Genomic DNA, 14,960 nt, shown 5'->3' with positions numbered 1-14,960 from the left:
CTTTAAAATCAATTATTCAAAAACAATAAAATTCATTTTGAATATGCAAAAATTATCTACAAATACACAATTTCTTTAAAAGAAAAATAACGTAGTGTGTTGTTGGTCTGTACTGCTAGTTGCCCAGTATCATTGATGCCAATGATTTTGCCTTCAGGTAGTTACAGGCATTACGTTGCGTTTCAGCCAATGGCCGAGCATTTCCAAGCCGTATTGTGTGAGAATGGCTTCTGGGTGAAATTGTAGCCCCTCGATGGGCAAGGTTTCGTGAACAAAACCCATGATTTCCGCGTCGGTAGTGCAGGCCGTAACTCGCAGGCATTCAGGTAATTCTTCCAAAATAAGAGAATGATAACGCACTACTTCCATTTGCGGCGGTAACCCTACAAATAGGGTTTTGGGGTTGGATAAATGTGTCTGGATAACAGACGTTTTGCCGTGCATGGGCTTGGCCGCACGTCGCAACTTTGCCCCAAAATGCAAGCCCAAAGCCTGATGACCCAAGCAAATGCCCAGTATCGGCAAACGGTTTTCGTAATGCGCTATAATTTGCATCAGGCAACCCGCTTGCGCAGGTTCACCAGGGCCTGGCGAAAGCAAAACTGCATCATATTGTTGGTTAATAATCTCCTCAAAAGGAATGTTATTGCGCACGACGTGGCAATTTGCACCCAAACGCCCCATGTAATCGGCCAAATTGTAGGTGAATGAGTCGAAATTATCTAACAACAAAATACGCGGTTGCAGCATAGCAAAACATGATTTGGGCGGCAAATATGCAACAATTTGCCCGTTTAAATCGTATCGGGTTCTATCTGCCATAAATAAACCAATTCTAAATTAGGGCAATAATAAACCCCTTCGGCTGTTTTGTTGTTATCGCTTTGTATATTTGCTCGCACATAAAATACTGCGTCTGTGAAAAGATTAGTTGGCATATTTTTCTTGACTACTTATCTGTTGGCGGCCACTTCCTGCAACCAATTGCTGAAGATGCCTGCCCTAATACAGCATTTTATCGAACACAAAACAGAACATAAGTCCCTGAATTTCTTGGAGTTCCTGCATGAGCATTATCTTATTTCTCAAAAAGCACACACCGACCACGACCAAGACCGCGACATGGCTTTGCCGTTCAAAGTCCCTGCGCCGATGGTGAGTGTTTTTGCGGTTTTGCCCAATACAGCCCAACAAATTCTTAGTCTTTCGAGCAAATTAATCAGTTTCGTAAAGGAAAAATATCCACTTCCCGACAATGCCAGCCTTCCCGCTTGGCACGGAACTTCTATTTGGCAGCCGCCCAAATATTTAGCATAAATCACTGATAATCAATTTTTATTTTATAAAAAAACACTTGGACTACGTTGGCCTTACGGCTACTTAGCCCAAACCTTGTACGTTTGTTTTTAGCGTGCAGGGCTAAAATGCTTTTAAACTTATGCTAAATGCCATCATCAATTTTTCGGTAAGAAATAAACTTATCATTTTGTTGTTTATGCTGGGGCTTATCGGCTATGGGAGCTACGAGGTTACGCGCCTGCCCATTGATGCCGTGCCCGACATCACCAACACCCAAGTACAAATTATTACGGTTGCCCCTGCGTTGGGTGCGCCTGATATTGAGCGACTTATCACATTTCCGATAGAACAAGCCAACAGTAATATTTCGGGGCTTTTGGAAATTCGGAGCTTTTCGCGCTTCGGTTTGTCGCTGGTTACGGTGGTTTTTGACGACAACACCGACATTTATTGGGCGCGTCAGCAAATTGCCGAACGCCTACAACAAGTCCAAATTCCGCAAGGAGTGGGCACGCCCGAACTTGGCCCTGTAACGACGGGTTTGGGTGAAATTTACCAGTATGTTGTGCGCCCCAAAAAAGGCTATGAAGGTAAATATTCCGAAATGGATTTGCGCACGATTCAGGACTGGATTGTTCGCCGTCAGTTGTTGGGCGTGAAAGGCGTGGCCGATGTGAGCAGTTTCGGCGGCAAACTCAAACAATACGAAGTGGCCGTTAATCCTGCCAAACTCAAATCTTTTGGCCTGACCATTTCGGACGTTTTTAGTGCTTTAGAAAAAAATAACGAAAATACGGGCGGTGCATACATCGAAAAAGGTTCGACTACGCTCTACATTCGTAGCGAAGGGCTTATCAGTTCGCTGGACGACTTGCGTAACATTGCCGTTACGCACACCGACAAAGGCAATCCCGTGTACGTGCGCGATGTGGCCGATATACAATTTGGACACGCAACACGCTATGGCGCAATGTCTTATAACGACAAAGGCGAAGTAGCGGGTGCGGTCGTGATGATGCTCAAAGGCGAAAACAGCAGCGAGGTAATCCGCAACGTAAAAGAACGCGTTGCCCAAATTCAGCAAACTTTGCCAGAAGGCGTGGTGATTGAGCCGTTTCTTGATCGTACCAAAATGGTAAACAATGCCATCGGGACGGTAGAAAAAAACCTGTTGGAAGGCGCACTCATTGTCGTGTTTGTGTTGGTGCTGTTTTTGGGGAATGTTCGCGCGGGTTTGCTGGTCGCTTCCGTGATTCCGTTGGCGATGCTTTTCGCGATTATTATGATGAATTTGTTTGGCGTGAGTGGCAACCTGATGAGTTTGGGCGCGTTGGATTTTGGTTTGATAGTGGACGGCGCAGTAATTATTGTGGAATCTGTGATGCACCGACTGGCCAGCAGCCCCAATTTTGCGGGACTTACGCGCATTTCTCAAAAACAAATGGACGACGAAGTCAATTACTCGGCTGGCCGCATGATGAACAGTGCGGTTTTCGGGCAAATTATTATCCTGATTGTGTACCTCCCGATTTTTACGCTCGAAGGCATCGAAGGTAAAATGTTTAAGCCTATGGCTCAGACAGTTGCGTTTGCGTTGTTGGGTGCATTTATTTTGTCGCTGACCTATATCCCGACGATGAGTGCTTTGTTTTTGAGTAAAAAAGTGGCGCACAAAAAGAATTTCTCTGACCATCTGATTGACTTTATCGAAAAGCGTTATCAAAAACTTTTGGACAAAATTTTGTCGTTCCCCAAACTCATCGTGTCCGCGTCGGTGGGCTTGCTCGTGATTGCCGTGCTGATTTTGAGCCAAATGGGAGGCGAATTTATTCCTGCGTTGGAAGAAGGCGATTTTGCACTCGAAACGCGTGTTTTGCCAGGGAGCAACCTCAATGTAAGTCTTGATGCGGCGCAAAAAGCGTCTAAAATTTTGCTCAAATATCCTGAAGTAGAAAAAGTGGTGGCCAAAATTGGCAGTGCCGAAATCCCGACCGACCCCATGCCGATGGAGGCGCAAGATTTGATGATTATTCTCAAAGACAAAAGTGAATGGACTTCGGCGGAAACATTCCCAGAACTGGCCGAAAAAATGAGTCATTCGCTGGAAGACGTAACGGGCGTTAGTTTTGGGTTTCAATTTCCTGTTCAGATGCGTTTTAATGAGCTAATGACAGGCGCACGCCAAGACGTAGTTTGTAAGATTTTCGGGGAAGATTTGGATACGTTGGCCTTGTATTCCAAGAAGTTAGGTGCTATCGTGGAGACGGTGGACGGCGCGAAAGATTTGTACATCGAAACCATTACGGGCACGCCGCAAATTATTATCGAGTACAACCGCGCGGCCATCGCCGAATACGCTTTGAATATTAAGGACATTAACCAAACCATTAACACAGCTTTTGCGGGACAAAGTAGCGGTCTGATATTTGAAGGCGAACGCCGTTTTGATTTGGTGGTTCGTTTGGCAGGCGACCAACGCCAACGCCTCAGCGACATTCAAAATTTACTTATCCCAACGCCCAACGGCTCACAAATTCCGTTGTATCAGGTGGCCAATGTTTCGCTCAAGGAAGCCGCCAGCCAAATTCAGCGCGAAGATGCCAAACGCCGTATCGTGGTGGGTTTCAACGTGCGAGGCCGCGACGTGCAAAGCATTGTGAAGGAATTGCAACAAAAAATTCAGAAAAAAGTAAAACTGCCGTCGGGCTATTACATTGTGTATGGCGGTGCTTTCGAGAATTTGGAGAAAGCTACGCAACGCCTCAGTATTGCCGTTCCAGTGTCTTTGTTGCTAATTTTCTTGATGTTATATTTTGCGTTTAGCTCCGTACGACAAGGTTTGTTGATTTATTCGGCGATTCCGCTTTCGGCCATTGGCGGCATTTTTGCGCTGGCGGGTCGTGGTATGCCGTTTAGTATTTCGGCGGGCGTGGGCTTTATCGCGCTGTTTGGCGTGGCCGTGCTCAATGGCATTGTGTTGGTGGCCGAGTTTAACCGAATCCGACACGATGGCCAGACAGATTTACGCCGTGTGGTGCTGGAAGGTACAAGTTTGCGTTTGCGGCCTGTGCTCATGACGGCGTTTGTGGCCTCGTTGGGCTTTTTGCCGATGGCCGTCAGCAATGGCGCAGGCGCGGAAGTACAACGCCCTTTGGCAACGGTCGTAATCGGTGGCCTGATGTTGGCTACATTGCTCACACTCTTTGTGTTACCAGCACTTTATATGCTTTTTGAAAAAAACGAAAACCCCAAATCTGGCACAACGACCACAGCCGTAAGTATTGTTTTGTTGGTGCTTTTCGGAAATGCTGCCCAAGCCCAAACACCGATTAGTTTGCAAGCCGCTTTGGATTCGGCAGTAGCCAATAATTTGAGCCTAAAAACAGAAAAATTAATGGTTTCGCACGCCGAAAAACTCAAAAAATCGGGCGTGGATATTGCCCCAACAGACGTGAGTTTTGAATATGGGCAATTCAATAGCATTTATAAAGATAATAAAATTTCTTTGGCTCAAAATTTCCAATTCCCGACGGTTTATAAGCACCAAAAAGAGCTTTTATCTGACGAATTGAAAAAAAGTTTGCTTGTCGCTACGCTCAAAGAAAATGAGCTAAAAAAACAAGTTCGTTTGGTATATTCTCAAATGCTTTTGTTGGAAAAAAGGCGCACTATTTTGCAGAAAAATGATAGTATTTTGAGCGAATTTGTGCAAAAATCTACGCTACGTTTCCGCAAAGGCGAAAGTAATGTGTTGGAAGCCAACAGTGCCGAACTCACACGCGGCCAAATCGCTTTGCAACTCCAACAAGTGCAACACGACTACGGCATTTTGCAAGCGGAATTTCGGTATTTGCTCAATACCCACACGGCATTTGTTCCAAGCCCTGCGGCTAGTGCCGTTTTGCCTGTGTCGGTGGTGTGGAGCGATACGGCAGCGTTGCGCCAACACCCACACGCGCAACTTGCCCAGCAGCAACGCACGCAAAGCCTTACGGCCTATCGCCTCGAAAAAGCAAAACTTTTGCCAAGCCTTATGCTCGCCTACAACAACATGACTATCAGAGGAGTAGGCAGCGATGATGTATATTATGGCTACAACAAACGCTTTCAATCTGTGCAATTGGGCGTGGGGATTCCGCTGTGGGCAAAAGCACAAAAAAGCCGCATTGCAGCCGCTAACATTGCACAACAAATCGCGGAAAGTAGCTACCAAAACAGCCAAAAACAACTGCACGCCCAATGGCAACAAGCCCAATTGCGTTACCAAAAAGCGCAAGCAAGTATCGGTTTTTATGAACAAAATGCTTTGCAAAAAGCCCAACAATTGCAGCAGTTGGCAAACTTACAACTCAACGCGGGGCAAATCAATTACTTGGATTGGACGCTGCTTATTAGCCAAAGTATCAGTATCCAAACCGAATATCTCAACGCCATCGAAGCCCAAAATCGAGAAGCTGTAGAGATTTATTCGCTCCTAAACAAATAATTTTAATTTCTAAAAATTTAAGAAAATGAAAAACCTCATTTTTGTTTATATATCAGCATTATTTTTGTTAGGTTCTTGTGGAAAAAAAGCTGAAAATACGGCACAAGAAACCGAAAAAGAAACCATCGAAACGGAAGTAACACTTACGGATGCTCAAATTAAAACATCGGGCATACAATTAGGTGAAATTACGCCAAAAAGTATTTCTTCTACGCTAAAAGTAAACGGCGTAATTGATGTGCCACCACAAAATTTGGTTTCGATCAGTGCGCCGTTGGGTGGCTACTTGAAATCTACGAAATTGTTGCCAGGAATGCACGTGAGCAAAAACGAAGTAATTGCCATCATGGAAGACCAACAATACATCCAATTGCAACAAGATTTCCTGACGGCAAAAAATATGTTGGGATTGTTGGAAAAAGATTTGCAAAGACAAAAAGAATTGAATGCCAGTAATGCGGCCAGCGATAAAGTTTATCAACAGGCTTTAGCGGATTTTCAGTCCGAAAAAATTAAATTAAAAGCACTCAAAGAAAAACTATTAATTATTGGCATAAATCCCGAAAAACTCACAGCAGATAATATTTCAAAATCCGTGAATATTAAATCGCCAATCGAGGGTTATGTGTCGGTGGTAAATGTCAATATTGGCAAATATGTGGCACCAACAGAAGTGCTTTTTGAGCTGATAAATCCAACGGATATTCACTTGAATTTGTCGGTTTTTGAGCAAGATTTGAGTAAAATTAAACTTGGTCAGAAGCTCTACGCCTACACCAACGCCGACCCAACCAACAAGCATTTGTGCGAAATAATCCTGATAGGCAAGAACTTATCAGCAAGCCGTAATGTAGAAGTGCATTGCCATTTTGAGCAATACGACCATACGCTTATCCCTGGTATGTTTATGAATGCCGAAATAGAAACCCGTAACGCGGCGGTTTCGGCGTTGCCAGAAGAGGCCATCGTACATTATGAAAACAAAGATTATGTTTTTGTGGCCGAAAATGCCCACAAATTCCAAATGGTAGAAGTAAAAACAGGTGGCGAGGAAGAGGGATTTGTAGAAATAAAAAATGCAAAAGATTTGCCTTCCGAAAAGCAAAAAATTGTGTATAAAGGCGCATATTCATTGCTAATGAAACTCAAAAATGTAGCGGAAGAAGAGTAATTAATTTTACTAATAAAAAGCCCCAAAGTAGTTGATATTTTGGGGCTTTTTATTTTATTATTTATCCAATAAAATTGACTTCTGCCGAGAGCGTTACGCCAAATTTAGTAAAAACATCGGCCTGTATTTGCTCGGAAAGTGCCTTGATTTCTGCACCAGTGGCACCACCATAATTCACGATTACGAGGGCTTGCAAATGATGTACGCCACAATTGCCGACGCGTTTGCCTTTCCAGCCGCTTTGTTCGATGAGCCAACCCGCAGGAACTTTCACGGTTTGGGCATTGACGGGATAAGACGGAACATTCGGGAATTGCTCGCGCAACTGCTCGTATTGTGCCAACGGAATTTCGGGATTTTTGAAAAAGCTACCCGCGTTGCCAAGCTCCGCAGGATTCGGTAATTTGCTTTGTCTGATAGAGATAACCGCTTCACTTACATCAAGATAAGACGGATTCGTGATGCCTCGCTCGGCCAACACGTCCCGAATTGCCCCGTAACTCACGTTTAAATTTTCGTGTTTTTTGTGCAAGCGAAACGTAACCGCCGTGATGATATATTGGCCTTTGCCTTCTTGTTTGAAATAGCTGTCGCGGTAACCAAAAGCGCATTGTGCATGACTAAATACGCGTTTTTCGCCAGTGGCAATGTGCACGGCCTCCAGACTTTCAAAAATTTCTTTGATTTCTACGCCATACGCCCCAATATTTTGGATTGGGCAAGCTCCCACCGTGCCTGGTATCAGCGACAAATTCTCCAAGCCGCCCCAACCGTTGCGCAAACAATGCTGTACAAATTCGTGCCAAACTTCGCCAGCTCCAGCGCGTACAATTACCTCTTTTTCAGATTCTTGCACTACGCTAATTCCTTTTAGCTCAATGCGAAACACTGCGCCTTCGTAGTCTTTGGTAAAAAGCATATTGCTGCCGCCTCCGAGTATGAGCTTGGGCAAAGCCTGCCATTGTGGTTGGCGCAAAGCCTCCAACAAAGCCGCCTCCGTGTCGATGTGTACGAGGTATTGGGCGCGGGCATCTATGCCAAAAGTGTTGAAAGGACGAAGCGAAACGTTTGTTTGTACGTGCATAAAACCAAAAAGTAATGTCTATTATGGCCGCAAAACTACATTCATTTTGAAAATAAAACGAAAGGTTTTTGCAAATGCTTGGGTAGGAAATGAAGGTCTTCTATATTTTTGCGCCAATATTTTTAAGAATAAAAATGAACTAGAACCCGTTTTGTACGGTGTTTAAACAGAAAATAAAAGGATATGAAAATAGTAGTAGTAACGGGAGGCACAAAAGGCATAGGTCGTGCCATTGTAGAAAAATTTGCACGAGAAGGATTTCATGTCATTACTTGCGCTCGCAATGAGATAGATTTGGTGGCATTACGCGAAGAAATGCGTTTGAATTATGGCGCACGTGTTAGCACATTTGCCGCAGATCTTTCCGACGCGGCGCAAGTGGAAGCATTTGGGCGTGCAGTACTTACCTACGGAACGCCTGCCGTGTGGGTAGGCAATGCAGGAATTTACGCAACAGGCCGCCTAACAGAGGAAACCCCTAATGTTTTATCGGATTTGTTGGCCGTAAATTTATTGCCGAATTATATTTTAGCACAAATATTTGCACCAGCCATGAAACAAGCTGCCGCGGGACACATCTTTACGATTTGTTCGGTTGCAAGCTACAAACCCATTCCAGATGCAGGTTCTTATTGTGTGAGCAAAGCGGCATTGTATGGCTTTACGAAGGTATTGCGCGAAGAACTAAGGCCACACAACATCAAAGTAACGGCTGTATTGCCTGCCGCAACGCTTACCTCAAGCTGGGACGACGAACCCAACAAGCCAACCAACATTCTCCAACCCACAGACATAGCCGAAAGTATTTGGGCGGCTTACTCGCTTTCGGCACAAGCCGTAACGGACGAAATACATCTTTCGCCTTTGTAACGGAGTAATTTCAAGCGTGTATCAAATACAATTGCTTGTAATAATAGCGGTTTGACTAATTAATTAAACCGCTTTATTACAAGCTGATTAAAAAGATTTTGCAAAAACGCTAATCGCTTTTTCGGCATTACTTTCCCACGAACTTTCTTGCAAGAAATGTTCCCATTGCAGCAAGGGGGCTTTCGGCTGCGCCAAAAGTGCGGCTAATTGCTGTTTCATGCTGGCCAAATCGTCGGGCTGGGCAAGGCTGCCAATCTCGAAATTTTCGACGGCAATGGCCAAAGCACTTTCACCCGCCGAAGCCAATAATTTTTTCTTGTATGGAGCAATAAGACACAATGCGCCGCTTTGCGATTTGAAGGTAGCGGAGTAGTTAAGTAGCACCAAATCAGAGGCTTGTATGACGGCTGCCAAATCTTCGTCCGACAAAAAACGCTCTATCCACAACACTCTATCCGATACGCCCAACTCTGCGGCCAAACGTTTATAAATGCCCGTGTCCATGCCCGAATTGGCCGCACGACCCGCCACCAACAATTTGAGATTAGGGAAATCTGGCAGCGATTTGATAGCCAAATCGTAGTTTTTTTCGGCGCGAATATTGCCAATAATCACGGCCAACTGGCTATCTGCTTTTTGCTTTTGTAGGTCGGCCAACAGCGCAGAATTGGGCGGAAATGGCGGATAAATCCCCAAATGCGAGTTGATATACTGCACTTTAGGGTTTGATTTATAATAAATACGGTCGGGCAAAAGTTCGTGATAAATCCCAAAATCCATGGCATCCATTACCCATTTCATGCTGCGTTTGGCGATGGCGGGTGTAGGCGGGTACGCGTCGCGGTCGGGGTCGTGCAGCACCACCGCGTAACGGTGCGCCGCAGGCTTGGTAGCACGGAAAAACGGCGACCAAAAAAACGACGTAATTTGCTCAAACTCATCAAATACCACCACACTTTTTTGTTGCTTTTGGCTGCGCAAATAACGCCACAGTTTCAGCGGATTGGCAAAATTTCGGTACACAAAATGCAGTTTTTTGTACCATTTGCTGCCCTCTACCAAGTCCGTTGGCAAAATTTTGTGGACGTTTTCGCCCGAATACGCGGCATTTTCGGGCAAAAGCAACACGCAGCGGTTTACGGCTGGGTGCTGGCGATAAGCCTCAAAAATTTGGATAGCGTAGTCGTAAGTGCCGCCAAAAGAGTTGGGGTGATAAATGATGATGTTCATACAGGCGTTAGGCGTTAAGAATGGCTTGTAATTTCTTGGCCTCTTGCTTACGAAATTCTGGGCTGTACCAATAGCCTTGTATGTAGCCTTTCATGTGCGTAAGTCTGGAAATTTCCGTTAGGTACAACGAAGCCAAAAACACCTGAAAATTATATTTGTCCGAACGCAAACGCCACCAATTTTTGAACGCATTTTTATACGAACGTAAACCAAAAGTTTGCACCGCAACCACAGGCAAGATGAACCACAAAGGTAACAAGCCGCTGATTAACAACATAATACCAATCGGAAGTGTATAACGACAGCTTGTTTCGACGAGATTAGACAAAAAGTTGCGCATGCCTACTTGCGTTTCGCCTTCGCCCAAACCATAACGCCAACATTCTTTCTTAAATCCAGTAAATGTCTTGTGGCGCAACCAATATACATTCGGTTCGTCCACGTAGTGCATTTTGATCCCTTTCTTAAAAATCAGGTAGGCAAACGTAGAGTCATCGGCGGCCAATGTTACCCATTCAGGATAGCCCCCGACACTTTCCCAAATCTCTCTGTAATAGGCAATTGAACGCGAAGACGGCACAAAATATTGATCCATCTGGATTTGATAGGCATTGGCCAGCACCCAATCGGCTTTGGCGGCCAGTGTGTCCACATACTCTTCGCGCACTTTGTACGAACCCGCCACGATACGAATTTTCTCGTCCTCAAACGGTGTCATGATGCTTTCGAGCCATTTGGGAAGAAAACGGCAACCAAAATCCGTAGAAGCAATCAAGTCGTATTTGGCGGCTTGGATGGCCATATTGCGGCCTTCGGCTACGTTGCAACGCTCTTTTACCAGCACTACAATTTCGATTTTACTCTCTGTTTTCCAGCGCATTAGCCGCTCATATGTGCCGTCCGTAGAACCAGCGTCCGTGATGATAATCTGTGTAGGCGGCAGCGTCTGTGCCTCGATGTCGGCAATCGTTTGGTCAAGACGATTTATTTCGTTAAAAACCGTGCTAACTAATGTAAATGGTTTATTCATCTATGATTTTAAATAAATAAAAGGCCTCAAATATATAGCTTTTTGCTTTAGCAGCCAAAAAGCATTTCAAGAGTTAATGATTTGACTATCAAAAAATTAACTTCTCCACAAATATGGAAATAAAATATAGGACACGGCCAAAACAATGGCATTGATGGCCAAAAGTGTAACGATTTCGTCGGTGCTGCTGGCGCGTTCGAGGCCATCAAGGGCATTTTTAGAAACCTTGATGAGCATTAGCAACATCGGGATAATGACGGGAAAACTCAATACGGCCATCAGTGTACTGTTGTTGTTGGCTTTCGAGGCGATGCCCGAAATCATGGTAAGGGTAGAGGCGAAGCCCATCGAACCCAAAGCCAAATTCAACAAAAACAGTGGCATATCCTGCACAGGATTGTTGAGCACAACGCCGTACACGAGCAAGCCAATTCCCGACAACAGCAACATAAACAGCGTGTTATAAATTATTTTGGATAAAATAATCGCTTGCGGACTCACGAGCGTGTAGTAATATAAGTGTCGGCCTTGTCGCTCTTGCATAAAACTTTTGGCAATGGCATTGACGGAGGTAAAAAGCAAAATAATCCAGAAAAGAGCGTTCCAAGTAACGACGTTGAGCGGAACGCGCTGTAAATTAAAACTCATATAACACACCACTACCGTACTGACAATGTACAGAATCATGCCGTTGAGGGCGTAGCGTTGCCGCCATTCCAAAACGATGTCTTTGGTAATGAGTGTTTTAATTTCTTGCGCTAAAGCCATACAAAAAAAATTTGGCGCAAAGGTAACGATGTCTGCTTTTTAGCCCAAGAAAAGTTGCGGAGAATCATGTTTTAAAGAATGCGAATTGAGAAATAAAGTAATAGAATTGGTTTGGCAAAATAATTATATGTTAGGTGTAAATCCTTAATAATCAATGATTAATTGTTGTGGATCTTCTCCAAATGCACTTAATATAACCTTTTATAACTCCTCATCGCGCCGAATAAGGCGATGTTCTTGTTTGCGGTCTTTTTTGTGGGCTAAAGATTTTTTCTTGGCACTGGTGCGGTCGCGGTCGCTACAAAAATGCAATTCTCCTTCCGACAACACAGAGCCTTTTTGTATCATTAGGCCGTTGTACGGGCAATCCTCGTAGCCGCAATCGTGCTTGGAATATGTCCCGAAACTGCGATGTCCGAAATCTTTGGCTTCCAAAATAGCCTGTTGCTTGGCTTTTATTTCTTGCCAAATATGCCTGTATTCGGGAATGGTCGGCTCTTGCTCGCGCCCTAAAATCGAAATATTGTAATACGTGTGCGGGTCTTTGAGCACCAAAAACTCAAAACTTTTGCCAATGACAGGATACGCATACGCCAAAACTTGCTGTTTTTCTTCCAAAGTAAGTTTCTCATTTTCAAGGATTGACCGATAGAAACCAAGCGTATTAAAGTCGCGTTTGGTTTGCTTGTAGTCATCCAGAGCCGCCAGATATTCGGGCAGCGTGTAGCGATTGAAAGGCGTGGCAAGTCTGGGCATAATGTTTTGGGAAAAATATTTAAAACCCGACCTTACAGACTTTCAACGCCTATAAGGTCGGGGACAAAAATTATTTCTGCTCGTGTACTTTCACCAAAGCATCGAGCATGGTGGCGGCCAAATAGTCGCGGCCAAATTTAGTTTCGGCAATGCTAAAGGCTTTCGCGCCCATCTCTTTGGTTTCGGCTTCGTTGTCGGCCATGCGGATAAGTGCGTTGGCAAGCTCCTGCGGGCTGTCGGCATCTATCGTAATACCGCATTGTTCTTCTTGCAAAAAGGTTTTTATCCAACCTTGCGTCGTCTGAATCACGGGCACGCCAGAGGCCAACGACTCAAATAATTTGTTGGGCGAAGATGTATCCAATACGGGTGTACCTTTGAGCGGCACAAGCGAAACCATCGAATTTTGCACAAAACCCACCAAATCTTTTTTGGGCATCAAACCCAAAATCTTGAAGTTGTCCAGCTTGGCGGCGGCGGCTTTTTGCTCAAATTCTTCGCGCTGCTGCCCATCACCTACCAACAAAATCAGAATATCGTGGCGGCCTTGTGCTTGCAAAATACGCGCCGCTTCAAACAACAAAACCGAGTTATTTACCATGCCAATATTGCCTGTGTAAATCGCAATTTTCTTGTTTTGGGCAAAATCGGGCAGACGGAAACCTTCTACTTTTTTGCCGAAAAGTTCGCTATTGGCCGAGTTGGGCACGGAAATAACAAACGGGTGCGCATGGCGGCGAACAATATCGTCTTTCATGCCAGGCGAAAGCGTAACTATCAGGCGCGAGGCACGATAACAAAATCCTTCAAACCAATACGAAAACTTTTTGATAAGCGGATTACTAATAATTCCCAGTTCAATCGCGCCATCTGGCCACAAATCGCGCGTTTCAAATACCAGTTTCCGACCGCGTATCCACGCCACAAGTCCTGGTATGCCGACCGTAATCGGCCCCGACGAGGCAATGACCACATCGGCGGGCAGCGTCAGCGCGTACCACGACGACAAGAAACTATATTGCAAAAACGTCCAGATTCGTTTCAAAACGGGCTGTTTGTTGTTGATTTCCACGTTGATAATCCGCACGTCGATTCCCTCAAAATTTTGGCGGTCGATTAGGCCTTCGGCCTTAATGTCAGATTTGTAATACACACTCGTAACTACGGTTACTTCATGGCCTTTGTTCACCCAGTCTTTGGCAAACTCATATACACGTGTTCCCCAAGAGCCTTTGGGCGTAGAAAAATATTGGTAAAAGTAAACGACTTTCAAAATGTAACTATTTGTTTTATAATGATTTGAAAAATTATTTGTCTATATTTGGTTGCGCGACAAGTTCCATGCTGTTCATGTCCAGTGCCAGCAAATGGCCTTGTCCCATGATTTCGCCAGCATACACGCAGCCGTTGTCGATGGGCAGAATCAGGCTGCCCAATTCTATATTCTTTTCGATAAAATAAAGCTCCGTAGGTGTGTGGCCATGAATAATGCGGCGGCCTCCCGTAAGTGTATTGTCAGCGTGCCAACGCCGAATCGTGAGCATAGACATTCCGTCTTGGAGCGGTGCATTTTGCGCAAATTTGAAGCCTGCATGAACCAAATAAAAATCGTCGAGCTGAAAATAATAAGGCATTTGGGCAATAAAAGCCAAATGACGCGCGTCGGGCAAACCATTACAATCCAGCAAGTTAAGGCCTCTTTGCAGTGCCAAAATGCGGCGCAGTTGGTCGGGGTGCTGGGCTGCATTCAGAAACATTTGTTCGTGGTTGCCGCGCAAACAATAAACCTGAAAATGTTGTTGTTCCAAGCCAATCAGCGTATCCAAAACGCCTTTGCTGTCTGGCCCTTTGTTGATGTAGTCGCCCAAGAAAAAAAGCTGGTCGCCAGCCGTAACCGCCAAGCGATTGAGCAAGGCATTGAGTGTGCGGGCACAGCCATGCACATCAGGAACCACCCAACGGCGTGCCGATGCCGATGGAGTGGCGACCCTTTTCGTAAATGCGATGCCTGCGTGCATATTCTCTTGACTTATACCCAACTACTAACCTATTGGCTAACTATGCTTTTGAGGTTCAATATTAAACAAAAAAAGAAAAATCAGAAAATTATTCAATCTCCTTCTGAAGTTGGGGCTTAAGCTATTTTTAAGAAAAAAACAATAAATCGGGCATGAAAGGGAATATTTTAAGGAAAATTTCAGATTTTTTTCGTTATTTTTGGAAATTTTTTAAAACTAAATCATGTTCCTTTAAAAGTACGCATTAG

12 protein-coding genes are annotated in these 14,960 nt (G+C 44.7%); 4 read left to right on the top strand and 8 right to left on the bottom strand.

The window, feature by feature from the left end:
* Positions 1–153 precede the first annotated feature (153 nt).
* Positions 154–822 carry an anthranilate synthase component II gene (locus BM090_RS05950; RefSeq protein ID WP_245756687.1) on the bottom strand — a complete coding sequence of 223 codons (669 nt, stop codon included), beginning with the start codon at positions 820–822 and terminating at the stop codon, positions 154–156.
* 96 nt (positions 823–918) lie between these two features.
* Between BM090_RS05950 and BM090_RS05945 the strand changes: the two genes are divergently transcribed.
* The 3 genes from BM090_RS05945 (at position 919) to BM090_RS05935 (ending at position 6,956) form a co-directional block, all read left to right on the top strand.
* Positions 919–1,317 carry a hypothetical protein gene (locus BM090_RS05945; RefSeq protein ID WP_143083884.1) on the top strand — a complete coding sequence of 133 codons (399 nt, stop codon included), beginning with the start codon at positions 919–921 and terminating at the stop codon, positions 1,315–1,317.
* Between the two features lie 121 nt (positions 1,318–1,438).
* Positions 1,439–5,785, top strand: a complete 4,347-nt coding sequence (locus BM090_RS05940; protein ID WP_091509116.1) for a CusA/CzcA family heavy metal efflux RND transporter — start codon at positions 1,439–1,441, stop codon at positions 5,783–5,785.
* Positions 5,786–5,810: 25 nt separating this feature from the next.
* A complete protein-coding gene (locus tag BM090_RS05935) occupies positions 5,811–6,956 on the top strand; it encodes an efflux RND transporter periplasmic adaptor subunit (RefSeq protein WP_091509112.1) in 1,146 nt (381 codons plus the stop codon).
* 61 nt (positions 6,957–7,017) lie between these two features.
* On the opposite strand, the gene murB is transcribed toward BM090_RS05935, so the two are convergent.
* Entirely contained in the window at positions 7,018–8,040 is a 1,023-nt protein-coding gene (gene murB / locus BM090_RS05930; protein ID WP_091509108.1) for a UDP-N-acetylmuramate dehydrogenase, read from the bottom strand.
* A gap of 183 nt (positions 8,041–8,223) precedes the next feature.
* Here murB and BM090_RS05925 point away from each other — a divergent pair, with 183 nt between their 5' ends.
* Positions 8,224–8,910, top strand: a complete 687-nt coding sequence (locus BM090_RS05925) for an SDR family oxidoreductase (protein WP_091509105.1) — start codon at positions 8,224–8,226, stop codon at positions 8,908–8,910.
* Positions 8,911–8,997: 87 nt separating this feature from the next.
* On the opposite strand, the gene BM090_RS05920 is transcribed toward BM090_RS05925, so the two are convergent.
* From BM090_RS05920 to BM090_RS05895, 6 genes are all read right to left on the bottom strand, one after another.
* Positions 8,998–10,140, bottom strand: coding sequence for a glycosyltransferase (locus BM090_RS05920; RefSeq protein WP_091509102.1), 1,143 nt, complete (start codon positions 10,138–10,140; stop codon positions 8,998–9,000).
* Between the two features lie 7 nt (positions 10,141–10,147).
* Positions 10,148–11,170, bottom strand: coding sequence for a glycosyltransferase (locus BM090_RS05915; RefSeq protein WP_091509098.1), 1,023 nt, complete (start codon positions 11,168–11,170; stop codon positions 10,148–10,150).
* A gap of 96 nt (positions 11,171–11,266) precedes the next feature.
* Positions 11,267–11,938 (bottom strand): heme exporter protein CcmB, encoded by a 672-nt coding sequence (locus BM090_RS05910; protein ID WP_091509095.1) that lies wholly within the window; start codon positions 11,936–11,938, stop codon positions 11,267–11,269.
* A gap of 201 nt (positions 11,939–12,139) precedes the next feature.
* Positions 12,140–12,694 carry a hypothetical protein gene (locus BM090_RS05905; RefSeq protein WP_091509091.1) on the bottom strand — a complete coding sequence of 185 codons (555 nt, stop codon included), beginning with the start codon at positions 12,692–12,694 and terminating at the stop codon, positions 12,140–12,142.
* 70 nt (positions 12,695–12,764) lie between these two features.
* Positions 12,765–13,967, bottom strand: coding sequence for a glycosyltransferase family 4 protein (locus tag BM090_RS05900; RefSeq protein ID WP_091509089.1), 1,203 nt, complete (start codon positions 13,965–13,967; stop codon positions 12,765–12,767).
* Positions 13,968–14,001: 34 nt separating this feature from the next.
* On the bottom strand, positions 14,002–14,712 hold the full coding sequence (locus BM090_RS05895; RefSeq protein WP_091509087.1) for a metallophosphoesterase family protein: 711 nt from the start codon (positions 14,710–14,712) through the stop codon (positions 14,002–14,004).
* Positions 14,713–14,960: the final 248 nt, after the last annotated feature.

The sequence above is a fragment of the Flexibacter flexilis DSM 6793 genome, assembly GCF_900112255.1.
GTDB lineage: Bacteria > Bacteroidota > Bacteroidia > Cytophagales > Flexibacteraceae > Flexibacter > Flexibacter flexilis.
This window is presented reverse-complemented; position numbering and strand designations above follow the sequence as displayed.

What these genes read in the sequence shown, in the direction of transcription:
- BM090_RS05920 (WP_091509102.1), bottom strand. Translation starts at nt 10,140, where the DNA reads ATGAACATCATCATTTATCACCCCAACTCTTTTGGCGGCACTTACGAC.
- BM090_RS05905 (WP_091509091.1), bottom strand. Translation starts at nt 12,694, where the DNA reads ATGCCCAGACTTGCCACGCCTTTCAATCGCTACACGCTGCCCGAATAT.
- murB (WP_091509108.1), bottom strand. Translation starts at nt 8,040, where the DNA reads ATGCACGTACAAACAAACGTTTCGCTTCGTCCTTTCAACACTTTTGGC.
- BM090_RS05935 (WP_091509112.1), top strand. Translation starts at nt 5,811, where the DNA reads ATGAAAAACCTCATTTTTGTTTATATATCAGCATTATTTTTGTTAGGT.
- BM090_RS05925 (WP_091509105.1), top strand. Translation starts at nt 8,224, where the DNA reads ATGAAAATAGTAGTAGTAACGGGAGGCACAAAAGGCATAGGTCGTGCC.
- BM090_RS05895 (WP_091509087.1), bottom strand. Translation starts at nt 14,712, where the DNA reads ATGCACGCAGGCATCGCATTTACGAAAAGGGTCGCCACTCCATCGGCA.
- BM090_RS05940 (WP_091509116.1), top strand. Translation starts at nt 1,439, where the DNA reads ATGCTAAATGCCATCATCAATTTTTCGGTAAGAAATAAACTTATCATT.
- BM090_RS05915 (WP_091509098.1), bottom strand. Translation starts at nt 11,170, where the DNA reads ATGAATAAACCATTTACATTAGTTAGCACGGTTTTTAACGAAATAAAT.
- BM090_RS05910 (WP_091509095.1), bottom strand. Translation starts at nt 11,938, where the DNA reads ATGGCTTTAGCGCAAGAAATTAAAACACTCATTACCAAAGACATCGTT.
- BM090_RS05950 (WP_245756687.1), bottom strand. Translation starts at nt 822, where the DNA reads ATGGCAGATAGAACCCGATACGATTTAAACGGGCAAATTGTTGCATAT.